This window comes from Sphingobium sp. B12D2B, assembly GCF_025961775.1.
Lineage (GTDB): Bacteria > Pseudomonadota > Alphaproteobacteria > Sphingomonadales > Sphingomonadaceae > Sphingobium.
In genome coordinates, this window is sequence record NZ_JAOQOH010000001.1 from 2,497,787 (window position 1) to 2,523,926 (window position 26,140).

Here is a 26,140-nt window from a genome sequence, read left to right on the forward strand (position 1 = left end):
GACGCATAAGCGTGACCGGGCCGAGCGTATGATTGGGTGAGCGATCAGCCTTCCATCTGCTCCAGTTCCCGCCCCTTGGTCTCGCGCACCATGGCGCGGACGAAGAAGAAGGAGACGGCGGCAAAGAAGGCATAGCCGAAATAGGCCACCGCAAGGCCGGGGCTGATCACCAGCGAGGGGAAGCTGACGGAGACCAAGGCGTTGGCCAGCCACTGCGCCAGCCCCGCCACCGCCAGACCCGAGCCGCGGATCTGGTTGGGGAACATCTCGCCCAGCATCACCCACATGATCGGCCCCCAGCTCAGGTTGAAGAAGATCACGTAGAGATTGGCCGAAATCAGCGCGATGATGCCATTGCTGCCCGGCAGCACCACGCCGCCATCGGCGCCGGTGACCGCCGTGGAGAAGGCATAGGCCACGATCGCCAGCGTGACGGCCATGCCCGCCGATCCGAACAGCAGCAGCGGCTTGCGGCCGATCTTGTCCACCAGGAACATGGTGGCGATGCAGGCGCCAATGGAGAGAACGCCCGAGAGGATGTTGGTCTGCAGCGCATAATCCTCCGAGAAGCCGACGGCCTCCCACAAGGTGGCGCCATAATAGAAGACCACATTGATGCCGACGAACTGCTGGAAGATCGCAAGGCCGATGCCGGTCCACACGATCGGCCGGATGCGCCCGGTCGTCTTGTCGATGAGATCGGAGAGACGCGGGCGATGGTGATCGGCGGCGAGGCTGTCGCGGATCTCACCAACCTTGCGCGTCGCTTCCTCCGGCCCGAACAGCCGCGAGAGAACGGCGTGGGCGCGCTCTTCCTTGCCCTTGACCACCAGATAGCGCGGGCTTTCGGGAATGATCAGCAGCGCCAGGATATAGATGGCCGCAGGGATCGCCTGCAGCAGGAACATCCAGCGCCAGGCCGGCAGATCGAACCACAAGGTCGCCGTCGAGCCGCCGGCATAGCGCGCCAGCACGAAGTTGGCGACGAACGCTCCGGTAAGGCCGGTGATGATCATCACCTGCTGGATGCTGGAGAGGCGCCCCCGGATCGAGGCGGGCGTCACCTCGGAAATATAGACCGGCGAAATCACGCTGGCCGCGCCGACGCCGAGGCCGCCGATGATCCGCGCCATGATGAACATCGCCGAAGACCCGGCCGCACCGGCCAGCAGCGCGCTGATGAGGAAGAGCAGGCCGGCCAGCATCATCACGCCGCGACGGCCAATGAGGTCGGACATGCGCCCGGCGAGAAACGCGCCCAGTGCGGAGCCGACCAGAATGGCGCCGACATTGATACCGATGCCCAGCGCGCCCAGGTCAAACGCGGATTCCAGCCCCTTCTGGGTGCCGTTGATCACGCCGGAATCATAGCCGAACATGAAGCCACCGATGGTGGCGATGGCCACGATGGCGAATATGAACCCGATGTTGGTTCGCCCGATGGCGTGCGTTTCAGCGCTCATGCCGAGCCCCTCCTCTCTCTCAAAAACTCTGCCGACTCCAGCCGAGGCCGGGACGGCGTTTCTTCTGTCAAATATCTGCCGGGGTAACCGGCAATCCTGAAACCTTGGGATCGAATGCGAAGACGTGGCCGGCCAACGGCTGTGCCTCACGCGCGGCGGCATCCAGCCCCTTTTGCGCGGTGGTGGCATAGGCGGTGCGCAAATCCGGCCCACCAAAGGCGATCTTGGTGACATTGGCGACCGGGAAGGAGATGGTCTGCATCAGCGAGCCCTGCGGATCATAGCGCCGCACGCCCCAGCCGCCAAACAAAGCGACCCACAGGCAACCTTCGCTATCCAGCACGGAGCCGTCGGGCCAGCCCGCGCCATCCTCGATAGTGATGAACAGCTCGCCCGCGCCGACCGTGCCGTTCTCATCGACGGGGACTTTCCAGATTTTCCGGCCAAGCGTGTCGGTGTGATAAAGCGTGCGCCCATCTGCGCTGATGGCAGGGCCATTGGTGATCTCGACAGCAGGCACGGCCGTGGCGGCGCACTGCCCGCCGGCGAGGCAATAGAGGCGCCCGGTATGGGCGGCTTCGCTGTCGTCCATGCTGCCGAACCACAGCCGCCCTTGAGTATCGGTGGCGGCGTCGTTCAGCCGATTGCCGGGCAGATGCGGCTCGGGATCGTGGAACAGCGAAAATGCCCCGCTTTGCGGATCGAACCGATGCAGGCCGGTGCGCACGCCGGTCATCATGTCGCCGCTGCGCGTAGGCAGCGCCCAGCCGATCTGGTCCGGCGCATCCCATACCGCCAGCGCGCCGGTGGTCGGCACATGGCGGTAGAGCCTGTGCGCCTTGATGTCGACGAACCACAGAGCATCGCCCCACCAGACCGGCCCTTCGCCGAGCGTCATGCCCAGGGGAAGGATCGGCTCGGGCTGCATCTCAGCGCCAGCCTGCGTCGACGAAATATTCGTGCCCGCTGCACAGCGCTCCGTCATCGGAGGCGAGGAACAGCGCCAGCGCGGCGACATCGCGCGGCTGGATGCGGCGCGGGAGGCACTGGGCCTGCAGGATCTCCGCCTCACCTTCCGGCGTGTACCACTGCTTCTGGCGGGGGGTATCGACATTGCCCGGCACGATGGCGGTCACGCGGATATTGTCGCCGCCCAGATCGCGGGCCAGCGCCCGGGTCATGCCTTCCACGCCGGCCTTGGCCGTCTGGTAAAGAACCAGTTCCGACATGCCGAGATGCCAGCTCACCGACCCCAGATTGATGACCGCACCGCCGCCCCGCGCGCGCATCGCCGGAACTACAGCCTGCGCGGCGAAGAACTGATGGCGCAGGTTCGTCGCCATGCGCTCGTCCCAATAATCGGCGGTCACCTCGTCATAGCGATGGCGGTCGTCATTGGCGGCATTGTTGACCAGCACGTCGAACCCGCCCATTTCGCTCTCCAGCGCTCGGACGGTCCGCTCCAGATCGGCAACATTGCGAAGGTCGCAATGGCGAAAGCGCGCGCCGGCGAGATCCCGCGCCAGATCGGCGCCGGCAATGTCGTTGAAATCGAGGAAGGCGACATGCGCGCCCTGCCCCGCAAACGCCGCGACAATGGCCGCCCCGATCCCGGTCGCCCCGCCAGTGACCAGCACGTTCTTGCCCGCCAGGCTGGGATAAACAGCGTATTGTGTTTGCTCAGACTTGTTCATGCCGATTCCAGAAGACCGCGCCGCTGCAGATTTGCGTAGAAGGCGCCAATACCCAGCTGCCAGGGCGGTGCATCGCGCGAGGTGACGACCCGATTGACCAGACGCCCGAGCTTGTCGGAGGCGATGGTGACAACATCGCCCACCTTGTGGGTGAAGCCGCGCCCCGGCTCGTCGCGGTCCTGCACGGGCGCGAACAGCGTGCCGAGGAACAGCGCGAAGCCGTCGGGATATTGATGCTCGCTCAGCGTCTGGCGCACCAGATCAAGCGGATCGCGGCTGATCTCCGCCATGTTGCTCACGCCCTCCAGCACGAACCCATCCTCACCGGCGATGGTCAGCCGCACTTCGGCACGGCGCACATCATCGATGCTGAAGCTGTCATCGAACAGCCGCACCAGCGGGCCGATGGAACAGGAGGCGTTATTGTCCTTGGCCTTGCCGAGCAGCAGGGCCGAGCGGCCCTCGAAATCGCGCAGATTGACGTCATTGCCGAGCGTCGCACCCACGACGGCGCCGAGGCTGTCCGCCAGCAGCACGATCTCCGGCTCGGGGTTGTTCCACGCAGAATCCGAACGGATGCCGATCGCGGCGCCGGGCCCCACGGTGGAGAGCACCGGCGACTTGGTGAATACCTCCGCATCCGGGCCGATGGCGACCTCCAGATATTGCGACCACAGCCCGTCCTCGATCAGCGCCTCCTTGAGAGAGGCGGCTTCCGGCGTACCGGGCTGGACGGAGCGGATTTGTCCGCCAATGCGCGACTCAAGCCGCTCGCGGATCGAGGCGGCCCGGCTCCAGTCGCCCCGCGCCCGCTCCTCGATCACCCGCTCGATGGCGGACAAAGCGAAGGTGACGCCGCAAGCCTTGATGCATTGCAAATCGACGGGGCTGAGCAAGCGCGTGGATGCAGGATCGAAACGGCCCAGCGACGTGCCGCCAGCGCCTGAAAAATCGCCGCTTTCTACAAGGGCCGAGACGGTCGGCCAGACGTGCGCCATATCAAGCAGCTCACCCTGCCGGACGAGCACGGGGCTCGGGCCATCGCCAAAATCGGCTCGCCCCAGAAACATGCCCTCTTCCCAATCGACGGGCAGCATCGGGCCGGACTCGTCTGGATGTATCACTTCCTCTCCCTCGCCCCCGAGGGCGCCCCTGTGTGTTAGCGCTATCAAGAGCTATTGCGCTTGTTTGTCAAGAGGGGCTACTCCTGCGCCTCTAATGCATTGACAAGAGAGACGATGACACCCGGCCCGATCCTCTGTTTCGGCGAAATGCTGCTCCGCCTCTCCGCCGTCCCCGGCGAGAGCCTGTTCCAGAGCGAGCGGCTGGATGCGCGATTCGTCGGTGCGGAGGCCAATGTGGCGGTGGCGCTGGCGCGGCTGGGCATTCCGAGCGCCTTGATTACCGCGCTCCCGCCAGGCGCGGTTGGCGATGCGGCGCTGGACGCCCTGCGCCGGCCCGGCGTGGACGTGCGGCATGTGCAGCGCCAGCCGGGGCGGATGGGGCTGTTCTATCTCATGCCGGGCAGCGGCCTGCGCGCCCCTGCGATCAGCTATGATCGCGCCGGCAGCAGCTTCGCGATCACCCCGGCCGAACGTTATGACTGGGCCGCGGCGCTGGAGGGCGTGGCCATGCTGCATCTTTCCGGCATCATCCCCGCCCTCTCGCCTGACGCTCCCAAATTGTCCCTCGCGGCGATGGAAGCGGCGAAGGCCGCCGGCATTCCGATCTCCTTCGACGGGAATTTCCGCGCGACGCTCTGGGAAAGCTGGTGCGACAATCCCGCGCCGATCCTCGCCCGCCATGTCGAGATGGCCGATCTGTTCTTCGGCAGCGCGCGGGACATTGCGATGCTGCTCGGCCAGTCCTTCGATGCGCAGGACGCGGACGGACGCCGCGCCGCAGCCGAGGCAGCCTTCGCGCGCTTCCCCAATCTGCGCCAAATCGCCTCCACCCATCGCGTGGTCACCCATGCCGGGCTCCATCACCTTTGCGCCCGCCTCGATACACTGGATGACAGCTTCGAGACGCAAGTTATTGAAGTCGCTTGGATCGTCGACCGAATCGGCACCGGTGACGCATTCGCCGCCGGGGTCATCGCGCATATCGATGCCGGCATCGCCACCGCAGCCGAGCGCGGTCTGGCGCTCTGTGTGCTCAATCATTTCGTTCATGGCGATTTCAGCCCGATCAGCGCGGAGGAACTCGCCGCATTCCGCCCCGGCCAAACCGGCGACGTCCGCCGATGAGAAAGCGAGCATCCCTGTGACACAGTGGTTCGATCAGATCGCCGACATGCCGCTGGTGGCGATCCTGCGCGGCCTCACCCCCGAGGAGGCCCCCGCGGTCGGGGCTGCGCTCATCGAGGCGGGCCTGCGCTGCATCGAGGTGCCGCTCAATTCGCCCCGCCCGCTGGAGAGCATCGCCGCCCTCGCCAGCCTGCCCGGCGGCGCGCTGATCGGGGCCGGCACCGTGCTGCGCGTGGACGCGGTCGATCAGGTCGCACAGGCGGGCGGGCGCATCATCGTCTCGCCCAATATGGACCCACCCGTAATCCGCCGCACGAAGGCGCTCGGCCTGCTTTCCATGCCCGGCATCGCAACCCCGAGCGAGGCCTTCGCTGCTATCGATGCCGGGGCCGATGCGCTCAAGCTCTTTCCCGCCGAGATGCACAGCCCGGCGGTGCTCAAGGCGATGAAGGCGGTGCTGCCCGCCGACATTCCTGTGCTGGTGGTGGGCGGCATCGGGCCGGACAATATGGCCGCATGGCGCAGCGCCGGCGCGGCTGGGTTCGGCATTGGATCATCGATTTATCAGCCGGGGCTGGATGCGGCGCAGGTCCGCCAGCGGGCCGATGCCATGGTCACGGCGTGGCGCGCCCTTGAGAACTGAGCGCCTGAGGTGGCGTGTTCGGCAAAACCCTGCCCCACCCCCGCCGTCACCCCGGGCTTGACCCGGGGTCCAGCTTCCTTCCGGACCGACTTCTCGCCAGGGTCTGCCAGACGAAATGCGCCGAAACAGGTTAGCTGGACCCCGGGTCAAGCCCGGGGTGACGGTTGGAGGGGTGGTTAGTCTCACCCCTGCTTACCGCTCCGCGTTCGCCAACTCATGCGCAGCGTTCGCCAGTTCGATAAATCCCGCGCCGGCCGAGATCACATATTCATTCTGCCCCCAGAAGAACGGCCAATCCTCATGGTTCTCCGGGAAATCGGGCTTGATAATCAGCGCACCCGGCACAACCCCGCCAGCGATAAAGCTGAAGTCCGCACGATTGGTCCCATAGGCCACTTCCTTCGACCGCGCGCCAACAGCTGAGACGAAGGAGATGTCGGAACCGGGATGGTTGCCGAGCAGATAGTCGATGCTGCGAAACACCGCATCGGGTTTCACGATCTTTGGAAAGGCCTTGTGCAGCGCATAAGCGGCGAGGCCATAGTCGATCACGCCTTCATTCCCCGCCCAGCCGCCTTCCGAGATCGGCACGCCATAGGGATTGGCGGGGGCGATCTTGTCGCTCTGCGCGGCCCATTGCCGCACGAGCGGCTCCATCGCCGTGCGGTAGGAAGGCGGCATGAACGGCAAGGCTTCGGTCGCCAGCGCAGCCTGAAACCCGAAGAATTTTGAGACGGATGGCCACAACGCCTCGATCTGTGCCGCGTAGCGCTTGTCGCGCGTAGTCTTGAGCAATTGCACGGCGGCCGCGAACTGCTCGGCTTCGAGCGGCCCGCCGGTCGTATTGCCATGCTGGAAGACATAAGGCGGATGGCTCTGCTCTTCGGCCCACACCCGCGTCGCAATGGCCAATGCCTTGGCGGAGAGCGCCGGGTCCAGCGTCTTGAGGGCGCGACTGGCCGCAGCCAGCGCAGCGATCGAACCGTAATTGAGCGCCGAGGACCGGCTGGTGAACGCCCAGCGATCATCCGGCGTGCCGCTGCGGTCCCCCTTGACCTCATAAGGCTTGAGCGCCGGATCGTAGATCTTGCCGTCTGTCTTGGTCACGGCGTCGCCGAGATGGGTATATTGGCCCACATCCGGCTCCACGATGCCGTGAATCGCATGGCCCACCGCATCGAATTGCGCGACGAGTTGCAGCGTGCCGTGGCGAATCTGCTGGAGCAGGTCGGGCTGACCATCCGGCACATGGATTTCCACGCGCCGTGTGGCACCATCCACGCTGGTCGTGTCGCGATCCAGCCCGAAGCTTTCCCAACTGCGCACCATGGAGCGTATCACGGCATATTGCGTCTGCGTGCGGATGTCATAGTCGCCGGCATCGTACCATCCGCCGATGTTGAGGCCGGGAATATGCTCGCCGGGCTTGAAGCGCGTATCGGTGGTCGGCCCCTGCGCATACAGGTCGATATGCTCGTGATTGAGCGGGGCCTGCCGGGCATCGTCCCTGTGGGACTCGCCGTGCCAGATCCGATAGGCCTCGTTGACGGTCACATGGTCCATCGCCACCGGGAAGTAGACGTCGAGCGTCGTGTGCCAGGCATCGGCGAACAGATCCTGCGCGATGCGGAAAAGCGCGGTCTTGCTGTCGCCATAGGTCAGCCGATAGAGCCCCGGGGCGCGCACGGTGCTGAAGTCGAAGCGCAGATAGCGATAGCGTAGATAATCCCCCGCTTCAGTCGGCGTGCCGCTGAGAACGGGCACCTCCTGCCCCGAAGGCTCGACGCGCAGAAGTTGCGCCTGCGACCGGCGGGTGTCTGCGCGGTCGATCTCGATCGTCGCGACCTTCGCCTGCCGCGGCGTGTAGCCAAGCTGCGAATGGCCGATGGACGGCGGCCGCAGCCAGCCGGGCGCGCTGGTCGGCGAGAGGATCCACTCCATCACCACGCCCGTCTTGCCCGCCGGCAGCAGCGACCGCAGGACGAACCAGCCATTCTGCGCCTGATTGCGCCCGTCATAGAGCGCAATGGGCGTTTGCGAGCGCAAGCGGACCCGGCGTGCGGCGTCAGACGGAGCGAGCACGATGTCGCTGCCTTGCGCTAGTGGGAGCGGCTCGGCGCCGGGGCCATCGCTGCGTCCGCTCGCAGGATTACGCTCCGGCGTCCGCACCATCGCGCTGGCCGGATAACGCGGGAAGGCACCGGCCTTGCCATCCACCATGAAGGCATTGTGGTAATAGGCCGAGGGCAGGAACTCGAGGTTCAGCCCCGCCTTGCCCACCAGTGCCGCCGGCAAGGCGCGCGGCAATTCGACGGTCAGGATAAGGTCGGCGCCGCGCGGAACGGCGCGGATGATGTAGCGGAAGTCATGCTCTGGATATTCCAGCACTGCCTCGATGGTGCCGGTGCGCGCATCGACCTTGCGCTCGACCATCCGCCCGATGGCATCCCACTGGCCCGGTGTAGCGGAGAGGCGGACATCGCCATTGGTGGCGATACGCTGATCCTGCTGGATGATCTCCACGCCGCTGATCTTCGAGTCGGCGAACAGCCCGTCATACCAGTTGCTGAACACCAGCACATTGGCGGCCGGCGCCTCGAAATAGCCGGAGTCTCCTAGCCGCAGGGCGGGCTCCTCGCCATAGGCAGCAGGCACGGCCGAGGCCGTAAAAACTACGACAAAAGATCCAAAAATAGCCGCGCGCCGCATCCGCCCCTCCTCATTTTGTTAACGCTAACATAGCCATGTGATTTTTAGATTGGCAACAAAATTGTGTAAAAACGTTGGCTTACATGCGGCCCCGCAACGCTCAACGATTGAAACTGCTCGCTATTTTTGTCGGACAAGTTGACGTTTGAAGAAATCAACGATTATCCTGCCGCCATCGCATCGGGGGACTCGCAGGTTCGCCGCAATGTCGTATCGAGGAGCAGGCAGGCGGTCGGCCTATCGACCGCCACTGAACCGGGGAGGAAAGTCTTGAGCATCTCGATTCGTCATGCGTCCGTTCACGCCGTGCTGTCTGCACTGGCCCTGGCCGTCCTGTTTCCTGCCGCCCTGTCTCCTGCCGCCGCGCAGGATGCGACCGTAACCGCCATTCCCGCGCCGGCCGAACCCGGCGCTATCCCGCTCGGCACCGGCCCGGTCAAGGGCGCCACGGCGCCCGAAAGCTGGTTCCGCCAATATGGCGTGCCGATGGCGCGCAATGTCTCCACCGCCACGCTCACCCCTGTGCTGCCAGCACCCGGCAAGGCCAATGGCACGGCGGTCATCGTCGCGCCGGGCGGGGCCTTCCTGCTGCTTTCCATGGAAAATGAAGGCTGGCGGGTTGCCCGCGCGCTGGCAGACCGGGGCATCACGGCTTTCGTGCTCAAATATCGCCTGCGGCCCACACCGCCCGCGCTTGCCGATTTCGACCGCCAGTTGCGCGCTGCCTTCGCCAATGTAGGCCGGGCGGAGACGCGCTCCAGCCCGGACGAGGCCGTGGCCGGCCTGCCGGAGCAGATCGCCGATGCCGTCGCCGCGATCACGCTGGTACGCGCGCGGTCCGCCGAGTGGGGCATCGATCCCAAGCGCGTCGGCATGATGGGCTTTTCGGCCGGGGCCATGACGACGATGGTCACCACCCTCGCCCGTCCCGATCTCGGCCTGGCGTTCATCGCGCCCATCTACGGCTCGATGGAGCGGGTAACTGTTCCGGCCAACGCGCCGCCGCTGTTCGGCGTCATCGCCTCGGATGATCCCCTGTTCGCCAAAAAGGGCTTCGGCCTGCTCGACGCGTGGCAGGAGGCCGGCAAACCGGTTGAATTCCACCTCTACGAGCGCGGCGGCCATGGCTTTGGCCTCGGCAAGGACGGCACGACCAGCACCGGCTGGCTGGATGCCTTTGTAGCGTGGCTGGACATGCACGGGCTGCTGAAACCGTCCTGACCTGCCCCGCAGGTCTCTTGCGGGCTGCGCACGCCGCAGCCCACCCTTGAAGGAATGACCATGATCGCGTCCAAGGCCCTATCTCATGTGCGTTTCTGCCTCGCCTCGCTTGTCCTGCTCGGCACCCTGCCAGGCGCGCCCGGCATGGCCAACGCGGCGGAGGGCGCCGGCACACTCGCACCCTATTTCACGCCTGCTGCACGCGCCCCGGCCAAGCCGGATGGGGACGGGTTCATTCGCCGCTGGCTGATCCTGGAGCCGATCGCCAAGCCCAACCGCACCAACACGGTGTTTACCGGCAGCTATGTGCGCAAGACGCTGACCGCCTATCCCTTCCCCACCCAGACCAGCGGCCTGCCACGCGCGGGTGAGACTGTGACCGTGGAAGGGCAGACGCTCGCCTGGCATGCGCTCGATTCAAGCGCATTCGACGTGAAGCTGTTCAATTTCGCCCAGTCACTGAGCAAGACCAAATATGGCGTGATCTTCCATGTCGCGACGGTCGTGGACAGCCCGCGCGACATGGAGGTGCGCATGGCCGTCGGCTCCAACTCCACCTCCATGTGGTGGGTGAACGGAGCCGAGACCGCTGTCCTGTTCAATGATCGCCGCATGGTGATGGACGATGTAGTCTCACGCCGCATCACCCTGAAAAAGGGGCGCAACATCATTCGCGGCGCGGTCATCAACGGGCCGGGCCTGAGCGACTATTGCGTCCGCTTCATCGATGAAGCCGGGCGAGGCATCACCGATCTCGCCGTGACCACGCTCTGACGAGCCAAGCGCTCCAGCCCAGCAGCCCTTTCCTCCTTCCCTTCGCCTGACCGAGGTGATCGCATGAACCGCACCATCGCAGCCACCAGCCTCGCCCTTGCCCTCCTGCTCCAGAGCCCTACCAGCGCGCAGCTTGCAGGCGAGCCCTATATCCACGACCCGTCCACTATCACCTATTCGGACGGCAAATATTACACCTTCGGCACCGGTCAGGGCGGCCTCGTGTCCGAAGATGGCTGGACGTGGCGCAGCGGCGGCAACCGGCCGGGCGGCGGCGTAGCGCCCGATGTCATCAAGATCGGCGATCGCTATTATGTCTCCTACGCCGTCGGTGGCGGCGGCATGTCCGGCGGCCATGCCAGCGACGTGAAGATCATGTGGACCAAGTCGCTGGATCCCGCCTCCCCCGATTTCGGCTATCATGAAGTCGGCACGGTCGCCTCCAGCGATGGCAAGGAGAATCTCGACGCCATCGATCCGGCTTTCCTCTATGTCGATGGCCGGCTGTGGCTGAGCTATGGCACCTATTTCGGCGCGATCCAGATGATCGAGCTGGACCCGGCCACCGGCGCGCGCAAGGCCGGCAACAAGGCGGTGGATATCGCCATCGACATGGAAGCGACCGCCCTGCTCCACCGCGATGGCTGGTATTATCTTCTTGGCACGCACGGGACCTGCTGTGACGGCCCCAATTCCACCTACCACATCCGCGTCGGCCGCTCACGCGATCCGCTCGGGCCTTATGTGGATCACATGGGCATTCCGCTGCTCAAGGGCGGCGGCAAGATGGTCGTCAACGCGCGCGGGCGGGACATCGGCCCCGGCCACTTCGGGCTGATCGACCTGGGCGAAGGGGTCGAGAAGTTCTCGATGCACTATGAGATCGACATGAACCGGGGCCGCAGCGTGCTCGGCATCCGCCCCCTGCTGTGGAAGGATGGCTGGCCGGTTGCGGGCGATAACATCGCCGAGGGCACCTACGAGATCGAGGCCGAGCGTAGCGGCTATGCCCTCCAGCTTGCCGCCGATTTCGTGCGGATCGAGTTCGACGCCCGCCGCAGCTTCTTCGCCCCGCCCGGCACACCGCCTGTCAACGTACCCGACCAGACCTTGGTGCAGGTCGAACCCGGCTGGCCGGACGGAGCCGTGCCCGTAGATATGGGCGACTATATGGTCCGCCCCCAGCAGCTTTGGACGGTCGCCCCCGTGCCGGGCGCCGGCGGCGTAATGGGTGCGCCTTATTACAAGATCGTCATCGCCGGCACGCAACGGGCGCTTGCGGCGACGGCCACAGGTGAGGTGGAAGCGGTGCCGGCCTTCACCGGGGCGCCCGAGCAGCTCTGGCGGATCGACCAGCTCACCGACGGCACTTACCGGATCATGCCGAAGGCGACGCCCGGCACGGGCGAAGCACGTGCGCTCGTTGCCATCGGCGGTACTACGCCGGCGCTGGTCAAGTTCGATCCCGAGAGTCCGGCCGGCCGCTGGACGTTCAAGAAGCCCTGAAGATCGGCGTCAGGCGACCCGACGCAACCTTAAGCCATCATGATCCGTTGGAGGAGACCGGACGCTCTCGTCCGGCTTCTCCAGGAGGCCCTTAATGGCTGACATGACGCTCGATGACCTGTCCGACAAGATGGGCAAGATCGATTTCGGGATGCTCTCCACGCGCACGGAGGGCGGCGCGCTGGCCAGCCGGCCGATGAGCAATAATGGTGAGGTCGCCTGGCGCGGCGACAGCTTCTTCTTCACCTATGAGGCGGCGCGCACCATCGCCGATATCGAGCGCGATCCCGAGGTGGGCCTTACCTTCACGGGCGCGGTCGGCCTGCTGGGCGGACCGCCGCTGTTCATCGCCGTCGAGGGTCGCGCGGAGCTGATCCGCGACAAGGCGCGCTTCGCCGAGCATTGGAACAAGGATCTCGAACGCTGGTTCGAGCAGGGCATCGACACGCCCGATCTGGTCATGATCCAGGTCCGCGCCCGTCGCATCCATTATTGGAACGGCAGCGACGAGGGGGAAGTCCCCCTCTGATCTGAGTGGGCGCCGCGGTCTGCCCGCGACGCCCGTTCCCGCTGCGTTTAGCTGAAAGCGACCGCCACCTTGCGCCGCCGCATGGTGCTGCCAATCAGCGCGAAGCCACCCAGCATCATCGCCCAGGTCGCCGGCTCCGGCACCGATCCGGCATAACTCAGCTTCACCAGATAGGACTGGTTCGGCCCGTCGCCATCGTCGCTCACGAGGTAGATGTTGCCGGCATCGTCGAGGGTCAGGCCCTCGAACTTGCCGCCCTGATTGGCCGGGTCGACCAGCGACTTGAAGCCGGAGAGATCATAGCTGCTCACGATCTGGCCGGCCTGGGTCACCTCAAGCAGGTTGAACGAGCGGCCGCTGAGGATGAGCAGATTATCGCCGAACGGCGTCGCGGAGAAGATGCCGTTGGAGAGCACCGCAATGTCAGACAGCCGGTCGAGGCCCGGCAGCGCCGCAATATCGAACAGCTCGGTGACCGTCGCCGTCTCCGTGCCGAAATTGGCGCCGGAGATCTTCCAGATCGTCTCGGGGCTGCGTTCCTTCACGCCGAAAAAGTCCCCAGTCACCTTGTTGTAGGCAATGCCCTCCAGGCCGCTATTGCCCGCATCGGAGCCGACGCTGATCGTCGGCGCATCCGGATAGGCGGTGTAGGTGCGGGTCGTGCCGTCCACGCCAGTCTGGCTGAGCAGCGCGATATCCTGATAGCGCTCCTCGGCGACGACATATTGGCCATTGCCCACATAAGTAAGACCCTCGGCGTCGCATTGGGAAGAGCCGAGCGAGAGGCAGCCGGAGAGGATGATGGTGGCGGTCTTGTTGCCATTCAGATCATATTCGCCCCAGATGTTCGTACCGTCATCCTCTTCCTCGTCATTGGTGACCATCAGCGTGCGCGTGTCCCAATTATAGGCAACGGCGCTGGCTTCCTTGGTGTCGATCGCTTTGCTGAAGCCGACGACATAGTTGTCGAGCAGGCCAGCCGCGTGGGAAGACGCAGCAGAAAAGGCGAACATCGCAATGCCCGCACGCAGGAACATCATCTTCATGGCAACCTCCGAATCATGCCCTCCCCCATGGAGGTCGCCCGCCTATCGGAGGCGCGAATGACAGCATGATTACATTTGATTAACCATGATGCCGGCTGCGGAGAGGACCGCACCAGATCGGGACATGCGCCTGCGCCACATCAAAGAGCGAATGCAGCAAGCAGCCTAGATGCAACCTCGCAACGTTCCCAATGCAGGATCTCAACTCATGCCCGACCGCCTCACCCAAGCATCAACGGTGCCGGAGATCGTGACCCCCATGCAAAGCATGGCCTCCGGGCCAGTGCTTGCCGGCATGGAGCGGGTCGGCATTCGTACCGATAATGCGTTGGGGCTGAGCAACCCGGTTTTGCGGGGCATCGCCAAACAGATCGGCCCTAACCATGAACGCGCGATGGCCTTGTGGCAGACTGGCATTCGCGATGTGCGGGTGCTGGCGATCTATACCGCCGAGCCGGCGCGGCTGACGGCGGGGCAAGCCCGCGCATGGGCGGACGATTTCGAGTCCTGGGAGATCGTGGACATTGCCGCCGACCTGTTCGTGGAGGCCGGGCTTGACGCGCTCATTCCCGTGTTCGCGGCCGACGAGCGCGAATTCGTCCGCCGCGCTGCCTTTGCCATGATCGCCGGCATGGCGGTCCATCGCAAGGCCGAACCGGATGCAACCTTCATGGAAGCGCTGTCCCTGACCGCGCACCACGCACAGGATGCGCGAAACTATGTGCGCAAGGCGGTGAACTGGGCGCTGCGCAACATCGGCAAACGCAACCTCGCCTGCCACCAGCCCGCCCTGGCGCTCGCGGAGCAGCTCGCCGCATCGGACGACAAGACCGCACGCTGGATCGGCAGCGACGCACGCCGCGAACTCTCAAGTGAGAAGGTGATCGGAAGGCTGCATCACAAGCAGCGATCAAAATTGTGAGATTTTGGTGCACCCGACTGGATTCGAACCAGTGGCCTTTGCCTTCGGAGGGCAACGCTCTATCCAGCTGAGCTACGGGTGCGTGGAAAGGTCCGCTATCAGTTTTGATGCAGCCGGCCAAGAGCAAAGGTAGGCCGCCCTCCGATTATTGGCGGGCGATGATTGGGGCGCGATTATTGGTCGCTCGGCGCTGCCTCTTTCTCCATCAGCCACCGGGCAGCGACGGCGGGGGCAACCGGGCGATCCGGGCGGTCGACCATCAGATTGGCCGCGCGCATCCGCTCGACCGGAATGGCGCCGATCAGCGGTTTGAGCGCCGCCATCAGCCGCGCATCCGTCTCGCGGCCAGGCGCCACCATCACGATCGCGTCATAGGGCGGGATGCGCTCCAGCGGGTCTGCGAGCACCAGCAGATTGTCCGCTGCGATGCGCCCGTCGCTTGAAAAGGCGGAGATCACATCGACATCCCCATCCTTCACCGCGCGATATAGGAAGGTGGATTGATACTCACGCGTCCGTGCGAAGCGCAGGCCGTAGCCCTCGGTCAGCGACGTCCAGTCCGGCCGCGTGAAGAACTCGAAATCGCCGCCCATGACAAAGCGCGGGGCGTAGGGCGCGAGGTCGGCAATCGAGCGGATGCCGAGTTGCTGCGCCTTGTCGGCCCGCATCGCCAGCGCATAGGCATTCTCAAAGCCAAGCGGACCGACCAGCGTCACGCCATGTTCGCGCTTCAGCCATTCCGCCATCTGGGCCAGCATCGCGGCGCGCCCGGGCTGATCGGTACGGCCCATCACATTGGCCCAGACCGTGCCGGAATAATCGACATAGACGTCCACATCGCCCTGCGCGAGCGCCCGGAAGACCACGGCCGATCCCAGCCCGCTGCGCACGGTGGCCGTGCCGCCCTCATCCGCCAGCCGCTGGCCGATAAGATCGGCGAGGATGTATTGCTCGGTGAAGTTCTTGGCGCCGATCACATAGCCGCCTTTCCCGGCGGGAGCGAACACACTGGCCGCCGCCGTGGCGATGCCGAGGCAGAGGATCAGCCCGCCGGCCCAGATGCGCCTGCGCGTGCGCCGGGCGATCCCCGTCTCGATCAGACCGAGGAGTTGATCCACGGCCAGCGCCAGCGCCGCAGAGACGCCGCAGCCGAACAGCACCCACACCCAATTCTCGGTCTGGAGGCCGGAGAAGATATAATTGCCGAGGCTCGTCTGCCCGACCGGCGTCGCCAACGTGGCGGTGCCGATCACCCAGACGGCGGCGGTCCGCACCCCGGCCATGACGACCGGGGCGACCAGCGGCATCTCGACCTGCCACAGGCGCTGCCGGTCGGTCATGCCCACGCCATGCGCCGCCTCGACCAGCGCCGGATCGAGCGTGGTGATGCCGGTGACGATGTTCCGCACGATCGGCAGCATGGAATAGAGCGTCAACGCCAGCAGCGCAGGCAGGAAGCCGAGCGCCGAGAAGCCCTGCCCGGTCAGTCGCAGAGAGAGCAGCGAGAGCGCTAGCAATAGGGGGTAGAACAGCGCCATCAGCGCCAGCCCCGGAATGGTCTGCACGAGGCTGACGAAGGAAAGGACCGGCCAGCGCAGTCGCGCGCTCCGGCTTGCGGCGATGGCGAGCGGGAGGCTGAGCAGAATGCCAAGCCCTAGCGCGGCCGCACTCAGCAGCACATGAAAGCCCAGATATTCCGGCAGGACGCGCAGCGCGCTGGAGAGGGAGCTGTCCATCGCTCAGTCGGTCCCCTCCGGCCCGGTCGCGATCAGGCGCCGGACCTGTTCGGCCTGCCGCATCGGCATCGCCATCAGCGCGCGCACGGCCTCATTGGGCGGATCGGTCAGCAGCCGGTGCGGGGTATCGTCGGCAATGATCCGGCCGCCCTCCAGCATGACGATCCGGTCGGCGAGCAGCACGGCCTCGAAGACGTCATGGGTCACCAGCACGGTGGTGAGGCCCAGCGTCTCGTGCAGGCGGCGGCAGGCGCGGCCGAGCGTGTCGCGGGTGATCGGGTCGAGCGCCCCGAACGGCTCGTCCATCAGCAAGATGCCGGGCCTTGCCGCCAGCGCTCGCGCGATCCCGACCCGCTGCCGCTGACCGCCCGAGAGCGCATCCGGCATGCGCGCGCCATAATCCTCGGGCAGTTCGACCAGCGCCAGCAGCTCGCCTACGCGGCGGGCGATATCCTGCGCCGGCCAGCCGAGCAGGCGCGGCGTCAGGCCGATATTCTCGGCGACGCTCAGATGCGGAAACAGGCCGATGCCTTGAAACACATAGCCGATCTCCCGCCGCACTTCATAAGCGGGCCGGTCATTCACCGGCTCGCCGTGGATGCGGACGATACCGCGGTCCGGCTCGATCAGCCGGTTGATGCACTTGAGCAGCGTCGTCTTGCCCGAGCCGGAGGCGCCCACGAGCGCCACGAAGCTGCCCGCTGTAATGTGCAGATCGACATCATGGGTGGCGAAGGTCCGACCGCCATCGAAACTCTTGGCAACGCTCTCCAGCGCGATCGCATCGGCTTGGCTCATCGGGGCATGATGGCGGCGCCAGGCGACAATAGAAAGCGAACTTTCCCCGGCCCGCCGCAAATGCGGCGCGATGCCAGCATCCCACAAACGAAAACGGAGGCCCTTGGGCCTCCGCTCACATCATCCCGCGGGATGATCGCTCGCCATCGCCTGATGGCTTTGGGCGCGTCACCGCACCCATAAGGCTTATGCCTCTTCGCGAGTGTCGCGACGCTCGGCGATACGCGCACGCTTGCCGGTGCGGCCACGCAGATAATAGAGCTTGGCACGACGCACGACGCCCTTGCGGACGACCGTGACGCTGTCCACGTTCGGCGAGTAGAGCGGGAACACGCGCTCAACGCCCTCACCGAAGCTGATCTTGCGCACGGTGAAGTTGGAGCCCATGCCCTTGTTCGAACGCGCGATGCACACGCCCTCGAAGTTCTGGACGCGGGTGCGGTCGCCTTCGACGACCTTCACGCCCACGCGCAGCGTGTCGCCCGGACGGAAATCCGGAATATCCTTGGAGATGGCGGCAATGTTTTCCGCCTCAATGGTCTGCAGCAGGTTCATCTGTCCTGTCTTCCTTCGTCTGCGTCGCGCGCCAGAGGCAGGTCAGTCCCGAGCGTTCCTGTAACGCTCCCAGAGGTCCGGCCTGCGTAACCGTGTGTCATCCTCCGCCCGTTGTTTCCGCCAGGCGGCGATCTTCGCATGATCCCCCGATCGCAACACTTCAGGGATCATACGCCCTTCCCACTCCTGGGGTCGGGTATACTGCGGATATTCAAGGAGGCCGTTCTCAAACGACTCCTCGACACCGCTAGAAGCCGCGCCCATTACGCCGGGAAGCAGGCGAATGCAAGCATCCAGCAGCATGAAAGCGCCGATTTCTCCGCCCGAGAGGATGATGTCGCCCATCGACACCTGTTCGATCGGCCGCCCTTCGAACAGCCGCTCGTCAAAGCCCTCGAAGCGCCCGCATAGAATCGTGGCGCCCGGCCCCTCGGCCAGCGTGCGAACCCGCGCCTGCGTGATCGGCGTGCCGCGCGGCGTCATTGCCAGCACCGGCAGGTCAGGGCGCGCATCCAGCGCATGATCGACCGCCCGGGCCAGCACATCGGCGCGCAGCACCATGCCTGCCCCGCCGCCTGCCGGCGTATCGTCCACGCTCTTGTGCTTGTCCGTCGCGAAGTCGCGGATCTGGATGGGTGCGCAGGACCACGCCCCCTCCCCCAATGCCCGACCGGCAAGCGAAATGCCGAGCGGCCCGGGAAACATCTCCGGATACAAGGTGAGAATCTGTGCAGTGAAGGTCATGATTTAAAGGCGATCAGCGGGATTGCGGACGTGCGGGACGATCGGCGATGCACACCAAAAATTCGGCCTCCCCGCCGCCCAGAAGCGCCGAGAGGAGAGACTTGACCCGCAGGAGACGCTTCGCGACCGGCCAGCGCCTCGTGCGCAGCCCGCGCGTCCGCATGATCTCTTCCGAAGCGCCCACCATGAAATTGAACTGCCGCGAGCTGGGCTTGGCAAAAACCTTGGCGGACCGCAGGCCATTGCTGACCGCCAGCTTTCTCAGGGCGCGCCTGGTGAACAGATGCAGATGCCGGGGCGTTTCCAGCCCCCGCCAATGTTCCCCAAAATGGCGGTGCCCCAGCGCATCGACGTTCGGCGTGATCATCACTAGCCGCCCGCCTGGTGCGAGCAGTTCACCGCACCGCGCAATCGTGCGACCGGGCTCGGGGACATGCTCGATGACATTGTCGAGCAGGATGCCGTCGAACCTCTTCCCATCAAATCGCGGATCAAAAATATCGGTCGCGAAGACCTGTGCGCCGCGCACCTGCGACGCCACGGCTACCGCCTGTTCATCGAAGTCGATCCCGACGGCGCTCCAGCCCGCCTCGACAATCGACCGCAGGAACCCGCCGGACCCGCAGCCGACATCCAGCATGACGCCGGGCTTGCGGTGCCCGAAGTAATTGAGGCCCGACTGGTAATGATGCTTCCACCAGGGCAGCAGGCCCAGAAGCCGATAGCGCAAAGCCGGCGCATGCGAGGCGGCCCCCTCCGGCGCCACGATTACCGGTGCCTGGTCATGGGTATGGTAGGATTGATAGAGCGTCGCCAGGCTCTGCCGCGTGGGCATGGGGTCGATCCACCCAGAGCCGCAGTGCGGGTTGCGACAGATCCTCAGCCCCCAGCGTCCCGGCGCGCCGAACATCGGATCGCGCAGATCGCGATAGTGCTGAGTGCCCGATTCGCCGCACAACGGACAATCCGGCGCGGGCAGGCAGCCAATACCCTCATTGTCCAAAACAATCGCGTTCATGCGGCCCTGCGCTCTTGGAGGTGATCGATCGAGACCGATCCATGTGGGCAAGCAAGAGGCCCGTCCTCATTCGCCGAAGCGGAATGCCCTGTCAGTCTGCAAGGAAAAGACTGCTCAGGACAAGTCTTTCCTCGTTCCAGTCGAGCACCGCTTCCGGCTGCATGGGGACCATGAACCGTTTTCCGCCGGGCTTCTCGATTTCGATGACGTCACCGGCCCCGAAATTCTCGACAGCCACGACCGTCCCCACCGCTTCAGCCGATTCGGCAACGCATGGCAGGCCGATCAAATCGACATGATAATATTCGCCGGGTTCGAGCGGGGGCAGCGCTGAGCGCGGAACGGTGAGTTCCACGCCGCGCAAGGCTTCGGCGGCATTGCGGTCGGCAATTTCCGCAAAGCGCGCGACGGCGCCATTCGGGCCATCGCGCACCGTCTTGAGCGTGAGGGTGCGACCGCCCGCCTCGAAGCTCTGGTAGCGCTTCAAGCTCTCCGGCCCATCGCCGAAGAGCTTGAGACGCACTTCTCCCGTCACGCCATGCGCGCCGATGACAGCCGCGAGCGTGACGGGACGATCCACGGGCAAAATCAGCCCTCGGCCTGCTCTTCAGCGGCAGCCTCGGCAGCGGGTGCTTCCTCGGCGGGTGCTTCAGCAGCCGGCTCTTCAGCCGGAGCATTGGCGGCTTCTTCCGCAGCCTTGCGGGCTTCCTCGGCCTCGGCCAGCTTGGTGGCCTTGTCCTCGGCGCGGTCCTTGGCCTTCTGGCCCGGCTCTGCCTTGTTGGGGTTGTTGCGCGCGGCGCGCTCCTTGACGCCTGCGGCATCGAGGAAGCGGGCGACACGATCGGTCGGCTGGGCGCCGACGCTCACCCAGTGCTTGGCGCGCTCGGTGTCGAGCACGACGCGCTTCTCGTCATCCTTGGCGAGCAGCGGGTTGTAGCTGCCGATGCGCTCGATGAAGCGGCCATCGCGCGGCGAGCGGCTGTCCGTCACCACGATCTTGTAATAGGGGCGCTTCTTGGAGCCACCGCGCGACAGGCGAATGCTGGTTGCCATCTGTAACTTACCTTACCTTTCTACTGAACTCTGAACCTGAAAATCGTTGCGTTACTTCTTGAGAAAATTCTGAAAACCCGGCGGAAGCTTGGGCATGTCCGGCATTCCCGGAAGCCCCTTGAGGGCGCTGAGATCGCCCTGCCCGGCTCCCGGTGTACCACCACCACCGCCGAGCAAACCGCCCAGCCCGCCGCCGCCACCGCCGCCTGCGAACATCTTGGCCAGTCCCTTGAGACCGCCCATTTTCTTGATCTTCTTCATGGCGGTTTCCATCTCCTTGTGCATCTTGAGGAGACGGTTGACGTCCTGCACCTGCAGACCCGCGCCCTTGGCCACGCGGATTTTGCGCTTGGCGTTGAGCAGTTCCGGGAGCTCACGCTCCTTGAGCGTCATCGAGCCGATGAGCGCATCGAGGTGAACGAGTGTCTTGTCGTTGACGCCGGCATTGGTCATCTGCGCCTGCGCCTTTTTGAGGCCGGGGATCATGCCCGCGAGCATGCCGAGGCCGCCCATGCGCTGCATCTGGCTGAGCTGGGCGCGCAGATCGTTAAGATCGAACTTGCCGGCCGCCATGCGCTTGGCGAGCTTGTCGGCATCTTCCTGCTGGATCGTCTCCGCCGCCCGCTCGACCAGGCTGACGACGTCGCCCATGCCGAGGATGCGCTGCGCGACCCGCGCGGGATGGAAGGGCTCGATGGCATCGAGCTTTTCGCCGGTGCCGGCGAACTTGATCGGCTGGCCGGTGACGGCACGCATGGAGAGCGCGGCACCCCCACGCGCATCGCCGTCCATGCGGGTCAGCACGACGCCGGTCAGCGGCACCTGCTCGGTGAAGCTCTTGGCGACGTTGACGGCGTCCTGGCCGGTCAGGCTATCGACGACCAGCAGGATTTCAGCCGGCGTCGCGACATCGGCGACCGCCTTCATCTCGTCCATCAGCGCCTGATCGACATGCAGGCGCCCGGCCGTGTCCAGCATCAGAACGTCGAAGCCCTGCAGCTTCGCGGACTGAAGCGCGCGGCGGGCAATATCCACCGGCTGCTGGCCGGGCACGATCGGCAGCGTCGCGACATCGGTCTGCGTGCCGAGGACGGCCAGCTGCTCCTGCGCCGCCGGGCGATTGACGTCGAGCGACGCCATCAGCACCTTCTTGCGCTCTTTTTCTTTGAGGCGCTTGGCGAGCTTGGCCGTGCTCGTGGTCTTGCCCGAGCCCTGCAGGCCGACCATCATGATGACGGCCGGCGGCGTCACGTCGATCAGCAACTCGCTGGTCTCGGCGCCCAATGTCTCGGTCAGCGTGTCGGAGACGATCTTGACGACCATCTGCCCCGGCGTAACCGAACGCAGAACGTCCGACCCCACCGCGCGCTCGGTTGCCTTGTCGACGAACGCGCGCACGACCGGCAAGGCGACGTCGGCTTCCAGCAGGGCGATTCGGACCTCGCGCATCGCGGCGCGCACGTCCGCCTCGGTCAGCGCACCGCGTCCCCGAAGCTTCTCGAACACCCCACCGAGCCGATCGCTCAGACTATCGAACATCACCACCTCATTGCGGCCGAAGCCGCTGAAAAACCAACCAAAACGCCGCAACGCACAAAGCGCCGGTGGGCGAAACCTCGCCGACCAGCGTCTATCCTTGGACAGTGAAAATCCAGGACTGTCAGGGCGCCCGGGCAGTTGGACAACCGCGCCGGAACAGCGGCTCCTTAACGAAATCCGCCGGTTAAGACAAGAAGGCAGGCATCCGGGCCTGCGGTGGACGCACGGAGAGGCCGAATCAGAAAGGCTTTGGCAGGAATTTGCCGCTATGGCGCTTGCAGTTTGGAAATCCGCTCTTAGCTGCTATTCTGCGCGACAGAGCCAAGGAATGAGGGTGCAGTGGCAGCGGACGACGTAAATTCAGTTGCGGTAGAGAGCGAGCCTACCCCGGGCACACTTAGCCGTCGCCATCTCCTCATGGGCGGCGCCATGCTGGCCGTCAGCGGCCTTGCCGTCGCGCGCGAGCCGCAACAGCGCTATCGTGATCTGTCCGACAAGCAGTTCGAGGCCCTGTTCCCCAAGGCTTTCGGCGATTGGAAGACGCTCCCGGTCAGCGAGCTCGTGTTGCCGCCCGAGAGCGACCTTGCCAACAAGCTCTATCAACACATTCTCACGCGTACCTACGTCAATTCCAAGGGCGTGGGCGTGATGTTCCTGGCTGCTTACAACAGCAAGCAGTTGAACAACGTCCAGCTCCACCGCCCCGAAATCTGCTATTATGCGGGGGGCTTCGCGATCGAGCATAGCGAACCCATCAGTCTTCCGGTCGATGTCGCAGGCCATCAGACAGTCATTCCGGCTCGGTCGGTGACGGCGGTGCTCGGCTCGCGCAACGAGAACATCCTGTACTGGACGCGGATCGGCCCCGACTTCCCGCAGAGCTGGCTCGCGCAGCGCATCGCGATGACCAAGGCCAATATCGCCGGCTATCTCGCCGACGGGTTGCTTGTCCGCATGTCGGTGATCGACAAGAATTACGATGAGTCCCTGCACAACATGCAAATCTTCATCGCAGACATGCTCAAGCATTCGGGCGAACCGACCAGGGACATGGTCGTCGGCGACGCCTGATCCCGGCGTCGCTAGAGCCGGCCTTCCAGCTCGGCGATTCCGGCGACCAGACCGGCCTCGAAAAGCCCGTTGCGAAACTGTGGCAGCATTAGCGTGTCTATGATCGCTTGGCAGTCATCGTCCGGAATGGCGGCGGCAAGGCCCTGCCCGACCGCGATGCGGACCAGCTGTTCCCTCGGCGCGAGCAGAATCACGATGCCTTCCGCCCCCGGCGCACCCACGGCCCAGCGATCCCCAACCTCGCTCGCATAGCGGGCAATGTCCTGCCCATCGAGGGACGGCACCGTGACGACGATGGCCTCCCGCCCGGTCGCGGCCTGCAGCGCGACCAGCCGGCGCTCGATCTGGTGCCGCTGATCGGGCGTGAACAGCGCCGCAGCGTCGGTCACCCAGCCATCGCGCGCGATCGGCAGGCTGGATGGGAGGACGATCTGGGCGGTCTCGGTCGGTTCACCGGCCGCGGCGGGCGCACCCATCAGCCCCGCCGCCACGCACAGGGCCGCGATGCCAAGGGCGGAAAGCCCGCGTGTCAGGATCACCCAAGCACTTTCGCAAAGGCGGCAACACCGGCGCGCGGCCCATCAGGGTGGTTCCACACCGCGCCACTCAGCGCGAGAAAATCGGCACCGGCTTGGACCAACGGCGCCGCATTGTCGGCAGTGATGCCGCCGATGGCAACGCAGGGAATTTCAAAGATGGACGACCACCAGCGCAGCAGGTCCGGTTCCGCATGGTGGCTCACCTCCTTGGTGGTGGTGGGATAGAAGGCCCCGAACGCGACATAATCAGCCCCAGCTTCCCCGGCTTCCATCGCCATGTGGCGGCTGTCATGACAGGTCACGCCGATCTGAGCGGACGGGCCGAGCACGCGTCGGGCCTCGCGAGGATCCCCATCCCCCTGCCCCAGATGAACGCCATCGGCGCCGAGGCGCTGGGCCAGCGCGATGCTGTCATTTACGATGAAGGCGACATCCCGCTCCGCGCACAGGCGCTGGAGCGGTTCGGCCAGCCGCGCGACTTCTTCCTCGCTCACGCCCTTGAGGCGAAGCTGAAACGCGGCGACACTGCCACCGTCCAGCGCCTCGGCAAGGCGAGCGGCGAAATCCTCGCCGATCACCGGCGGGGAGATCAGGTAGAGCTGGCAGGGCGGAAGGCTGAGCGCCTGTGTGGTCTCGGTCATTCCGCCCCCATAAGCCCGGTGGCCGCGCGGTCAACCGGCGGCGGCGGAACCCGACAAGGCTGCCTCGATCGCAGCGACGAGGTCGCCATCGTCCGGCTTGGTATCCGGCGAGAAGCGCGCGAGCACCGTGCCGTCGCGCCCGACGAGGAATTTCTCGAAATTCCACAGCAGTTCCGGCGGATCGTTCGGCGTGCGGTTGCCGTTCTTGAGACGCTCACGAAACGCGCCATCGTTGCGCGCTTCCGGCTGCGCCTGCGTCAGGGCCGCGAACAGCGGATGCTTGTCCGGCCCGGTGGCGACCACCTTTTCGAACATGGGGAAGTCCACGCCAAAATTGGTCGTGCAGAAGCTCTCGATCTCCTCGTTAGAGCCCGGCTCCTGCCCCGCAAAGTCATTGGCGGGAAAGCCCAGCACGACCAGGCCATCGTCCTTATATTTGCGATAGAGCGCTTCCAGCCCCTCATATTGCGGGGTGAGGCCGCATTTGGACGCCACGTTGACGATCAGCAGCACCTTGCCGGCATAATCGCCCAGCGACGCATCATCGCCCTTGATGGTCTTGAGCGGAATTTCGTCCAAAGCAGTCGTCGTCGCGGTCATGGTCATCCTCCAGATGAAAAAGGGCAGCTCGCCCAAGATAGGGAGCCGCCCTTCCTCTGTCATCGGGTGGAGACCGCAGGCGGCGCAATTGGGCGCCGCCCCATCGTGTCGCGTCAGGCCGCGACCTTGTCCGTCGAGGCTTCGTAGATCTCGTCGATCGCGCTGGCGAGCGATGCGTTGAACTCCTCATCGCTCATCTGGTGACGCAGATCCTCCAGCAGAGCCCGGCTGAAGCTGGCGATCATGCCGCGATTCTTCGCCAGTTCGGCGCAGGCCTCGGGACGCTTGTAGCCGCCCGAGAGCGCCACGACGCGCAGCACCTTGGGATGATCGACCAGCGGACCGAACAGGCCGGCCTTCTCGGGAATCGAGAGCTTGAGCATCACCTGCTGACCCTCGGGGAGCGCATCGAGCGCCTTGAGGATTTCCTCCAGCAGGATCTGGTCGGCCTGCGCCCGCTCGGCGCTCTTGATGTTCACTTCCGGCTCGATGATCGGCATCAGGCCCGCCGCCAGCACTTGCTGGCCAATCTCGAACTGCTGCTTGACGATGGCGGCAATCCCCTCGCGGTTGGCGAGATTGACGACCGAGCGCTCCTTGGTGCCGAACACGCCGAGGCTCTTGGCACGCTTGAGCAGCGCGTCCAGCTCCGGCATCGGCTTCATCATCTGCACGCCATTGGCCTCGTTTTCCAGGCCCTTGTCGATCTTGATGAACGGCACGACGCCGCGTTCGATAAGCGCGGCCGGCGTCGGCTTGCCGTCCACGGTGCCGTCCATGGTCTTCTCGAACAGGATGGCGCCCAGCACCTTCTCGCCGGTGAAGGCGGGCGAGGTGATGATGCGGCTACGCATCTGGTGGATCAGGCCGAACATCTCTTCATCGCCCGAATAGGCGTTTTCTTCGATGCCATAGCCCTTCAGCGCCTTGGGCGTGGAACCGCCGCTCTGGTCGAGCGCGGCAATGAAGCCCTGCCCCTTGGCAATCTTCTCGGTCATGTCGGAGTCCTGCATCATCCTGTCCTGTTCTTGAAGTTAGTGCCAAAATCGGCGGTTCGTCCCCGTCGCCCGGCTCTTCCGGGCATCCGGGG

General features: G+C 65.1%; 26 protein-coding genes and 1 tRNA gene. 8 read left to right on the plus strand and 19 right to left on the minus strand.

Going from position 1 to position 26,140, the window contains the following annotated elements:
- Nucleotides 1–44 precede the first annotated feature (44 nt).
- The 4 genes from M2335_RS11820 to M2335_RS11835 all read right to left on the minus strand — a co-directional run bounded on the left by M2335_RS11820 (nt 45) and on the right by M2335_RS11835 (nt 4,254).
- Entirely contained in the window at nt 45–1,463 is a 1,419-nt protein-coding gene (locus M2335_RS11820; RefSeq protein WP_264594816.1) for a sugar porter family MFS transporter, read from the minus strand.
- 67 nt (nt 1,464–1,530) lie between these two features.
- On the minus strand, nt 1,531–2,391 hold the full coding sequence (locus M2335_RS11825; RefSeq protein ID WP_264594817.1) for an SMP-30/gluconolactonase/LRE family protein: 861 nt from the start codon (nt 2,389–2,391) through the stop codon (nt 1,531–1,533).
- A 1-nt stretch (nt 2,392) separates the two neighbouring features.
- The gene (locus M2335_RS11830) at nt 2,393–3,157 is read right to left on the minus strand and encodes an SDR family NAD(P)-dependent oxidoreductase (RefSeq protein ID WP_264594818.1); all 765 of its coding nucleotides are present in this window, start codon (nt 3,155–3,157) and stop codon (nt 2,393–2,395) included.
- Nucleotides 3,154–4,254, minus strand: coding sequence for a fumarylacetoacetate hydrolase family protein (locus M2335_RS11835; protein ID WP_264595410.1), 1,101 nt, complete (start codon nt 4,252–4,254; stop codon nt 3,154–3,156). Before M2335_RS11835 ends, M2335_RS11830 begins: the two co-directional genes overlap by 4 nt.
- 141 nt (nt 4,255–4,395) lie before the next feature.
- Between M2335_RS11835 and M2335_RS11840 the strand changes: the two genes are divergently transcribed.
- Together M2335_RS11840 and M2335_RS11845 are read left to right on the plus strand one after the other, a co-directional pair.
- The gene (locus M2335_RS11840; RefSeq protein WP_264594819.1) at nt 4,396–5,406 is read left to right on the plus strand and encodes a sugar kinase; all 1,011 of its coding nucleotides are present in this window, start codon (nt 4,396–4,398) and stop codon (nt 5,404–5,406) included.
- Between the two features lie 46 nt (nt 5,407–5,452).
- On the plus strand, nt 5,453–6,049 hold the full coding sequence (locus M2335_RS11845; protein ID WP_264595411.1) for a 2-dehydro-3-deoxy-6-phosphogalactonate aldolase: 597 nt from the start codon (nt 5,453–5,455) through the stop codon (nt 6,047–6,049).
- A 192-nt stretch (nt 6,050–6,241) separates the two neighbouring features.
- Here the strand turns inward: M2335_RS11845 and M2335_RS11850 are convergent, their stop codons facing one another.
- On the minus strand, nt 6,242–8,758 hold the full coding sequence (locus M2335_RS11850; protein WP_264594820.1) for a glycoside hydrolase family 9 protein: 2,517 nt from the start codon (nt 8,756–8,758) through the stop codon (nt 6,242–6,244).
- Nucleotides 8,759–9,028: 270 nt separating this feature from the next.
- Here M2335_RS11850 and M2335_RS11855 point away from each other — a divergent pair, with 270 nt between their 5' ends.
- The 4 genes from M2335_RS11855 to M2335_RS11870 all read left to right on the plus strand — a co-directional run bounded on the left by M2335_RS11855 (nt 9,029) and on the right by M2335_RS11870 (nt 12,788).
- Nucleotides 9,029–9,979 (plus strand): alpha/beta hydrolase, encoded by a 951-nt coding sequence (locus tag M2335_RS11855; RefSeq protein WP_264594821.1) that lies wholly within the window; start codon nt 9,029–9,031, stop codon nt 9,977–9,979.
- Nucleotides 9,980–10,039: 60 nt separating this feature from the next.
- Nucleotides 10,040–10,753, plus strand: a complete 714-nt coding sequence (locus M2335_RS11860; protein WP_264594822.1) for an acetylxylan esterase — start codon at nt 10,040–10,042, stop codon at nt 10,751–10,753.
- 63 nt (nt 10,754–10,816) lie between these two features.
- Nucleotides 10,817–12,259, plus strand: coding sequence for a family 43 glycosylhydrolase (locus tag M2335_RS11865; protein WP_264594823.1), 1,443 nt, complete (start codon nt 10,817–10,819; stop codon nt 12,257–12,259).
- Between the two features lie 94 nt (nt 12,260–12,353).
- Nucleotides 12,354–12,788: a pyridoxamine 5'-phosphate oxidase family protein gene (locus M2335_RS11870; protein WP_264594824.1), complete on the plus strand. Its 435-nt coding sequence runs from the start codon at nt 12,354–12,356 to the stop codon at nt 12,786–12,788.
- Nucleotides 12,789–12,835: 47 nt separating this feature from the next.
- Here the strand turns inward: M2335_RS11870 and M2335_RS11875 are convergent, their stop codons facing one another.
- Nucleotides 12,836–13,834 (minus strand): SdiA-regulated domain-containing protein, encoded by a 999-nt coding sequence (locus M2335_RS11875; protein ID WP_264594825.1) that lies wholly within the window; start codon nt 13,832–13,834, stop codon nt 12,836–12,838.
- A gap of 268 nt (nt 13,835–14,102) precedes the next feature.
- Here M2335_RS11875 and M2335_RS11880 point away from each other — a divergent pair, with 268 nt between their 5' ends.
- Nucleotides 14,103–14,756, plus strand: a complete 654-nt coding sequence (locus M2335_RS11880) for a DNA alkylation repair protein (RefSeq protein WP_264595412.1) — start codon at nt 14,103–14,105, stop codon at nt 14,754–14,756.
- Nucleotides 14,757–14,761: 5 nt separating this feature from the next.
- On the opposite strand, the gene M2335_RS11885 is transcribed toward M2335_RS11880, so the two are convergent.
- The 9 genes from M2335_RS11885 to ffh all read right to left on the minus strand — a co-directional run bounded on the left by M2335_RS11885 (nt 14,762) and on the right by ffh (nt 22,199).
- Nucleotides 14,762–14,838, minus strand: a tRNA-Arg gene (locus M2335_RS11885).
- Between the two features lie 91 nt (nt 14,839–14,929).
- Nucleotides 14,930–16,492 carry an ABC transporter permease/substrate-binding protein gene (locus tag M2335_RS11890; protein WP_264594826.1) on the minus strand — a complete coding sequence of 521 codons (1,563 nt, stop codon included), beginning with the start codon at nt 16,490–16,492 and terminating at the stop codon, nt 14,930–14,932.
- A 3-nt stretch (nt 16,493–16,495) separates the two neighbouring features.
- Nucleotides 16,496–17,290: an ATP-binding cassette domain-containing protein gene (locus tag M2335_RS11895; RefSeq protein ID WP_264586882.1), complete on the minus strand. Its 795-nt coding sequence runs from the start codon at nt 17,288–17,290 to the stop codon at nt 16,496–16,498.
- Between the two features lie 186 nt (nt 17,291–17,476).
- Nucleotides 17,477–17,845, minus strand: coding sequence for a 50S ribosomal protein L19 (gene rplS, locus M2335_RS11900; RefSeq protein ID WP_181559181.1), 369 nt, complete (start codon nt 17,843–17,845; stop codon nt 17,477–17,479).
- Between the two features lie 42 nt (nt 17,846–17,887).
- Entirely contained in the window at nt 17,888–18,589 is a 702-nt protein-coding gene (gene trmD, locus M2335_RS11905) for a tRNA (guanosine(37)-N1)-methyltransferase TrmD (protein ID WP_264586881.1), read from the minus strand.
- 13 nt (nt 18,590–18,602) lie between these two features.
- Nucleotides 18,603–19,499, minus strand: coding sequence for a class I SAM-dependent methyltransferase (locus tag M2335_RS11910; RefSeq protein ID WP_264594827.1), 897 nt, complete (start codon nt 19,497–19,499; stop codon nt 18,603–18,605).
- Between the two features lie 199 nt (nt 19,500–19,698).
- The gene (rimM, locus tag M2335_RS11915) at nt 19,699–20,193 is read right to left on the minus strand and encodes a ribosome maturation factor RimM (RefSeq protein ID WP_264594828.1); all 495 of its coding nucleotides are present in this window, start codon (nt 20,191–20,193) and stop codon (nt 19,699–19,701) included.
- 2 nt (nt 20,194–20,195) lie between these two features.
- Nucleotides 20,196–20,660 (minus strand): 30S ribosomal protein S16, encoded by a 465-nt coding sequence (gene rpsP, locus M2335_RS11920; protein WP_264574806.1) that lies wholly within the window; start codon nt 20,658–20,660, stop codon nt 20,196–20,198.
- Between the two features lie 51 nt (nt 20,661–20,711).
- Nucleotides 20,712–22,199: a signal recognition particle protein gene (gene ffh, locus M2335_RS11925; RefSeq protein WP_264594829.1), complete on the minus strand. Its 1,488-nt coding sequence runs from the start codon at nt 22,197–22,199 to the stop codon at nt 20,712–20,714.
- Nucleotides 22,200–22,538: 339 nt separating this feature from the next.
- Here ffh and epsI point away from each other — a divergent pair, with 339 nt between their 5' ends.
- The gene (gene epsI, locus M2335_RS11930) at nt 22,539–23,270 is read left to right on the plus strand and encodes an exosortase-associated protein EpsI, V-type (protein ID WP_413716119.1); all 732 of its coding nucleotides are present in this window, start codon (nt 22,539–22,541) and stop codon (nt 23,268–23,270) included.
- Nucleotides 23,271–23,281: 11 nt separating this feature from the next.
- Here the strand turns inward: epsI and M2335_RS11935 are convergent, their stop codons facing one another.
- From M2335_RS11935 to M2335_RS11950, 4 genes are all read right to left on the minus strand, one after another.
- Nucleotides 23,282–23,809, minus strand: a complete 528-nt coding sequence (locus tag M2335_RS11935; RefSeq protein WP_264594830.1) for a TPM domain-containing protein — start codon at nt 23,807–23,809, stop codon at nt 23,282–23,284.
- Entirely contained in the window at nt 23,806–24,450 is a 645-nt protein-coding gene (thiE, locus tag M2335_RS11940; RefSeq protein ID WP_264584640.1) for a thiamine phosphate synthase, read from the minus strand. The genes M2335_RS11935 and thiE overlap by 4 nt, the downstream gene beginning before the upstream one ends.
- Nucleotides 24,451–24,480: 30 nt before the next feature.
- The gene (locus tag M2335_RS11945; protein ID WP_264576171.1) at nt 24,481–25,050 is read right to left on the minus strand and encodes a glutathione peroxidase; all 570 of its coding nucleotides are present in this window, start codon (nt 25,048–25,050) and stop codon (nt 24,481–24,483) included.
- 113 nt (nt 25,051–25,163) lie between these two features.
- Nucleotides 25,164–26,063, minus strand: coding sequence for a fructose bisphosphate aldolase (locus M2335_RS11950; protein WP_264594831.1), 900 nt, complete (start codon nt 26,061–26,063; stop codon nt 25,164–25,166).
- Nucleotides 26,064–26,140: the final 77 nt, after the last annotated feature.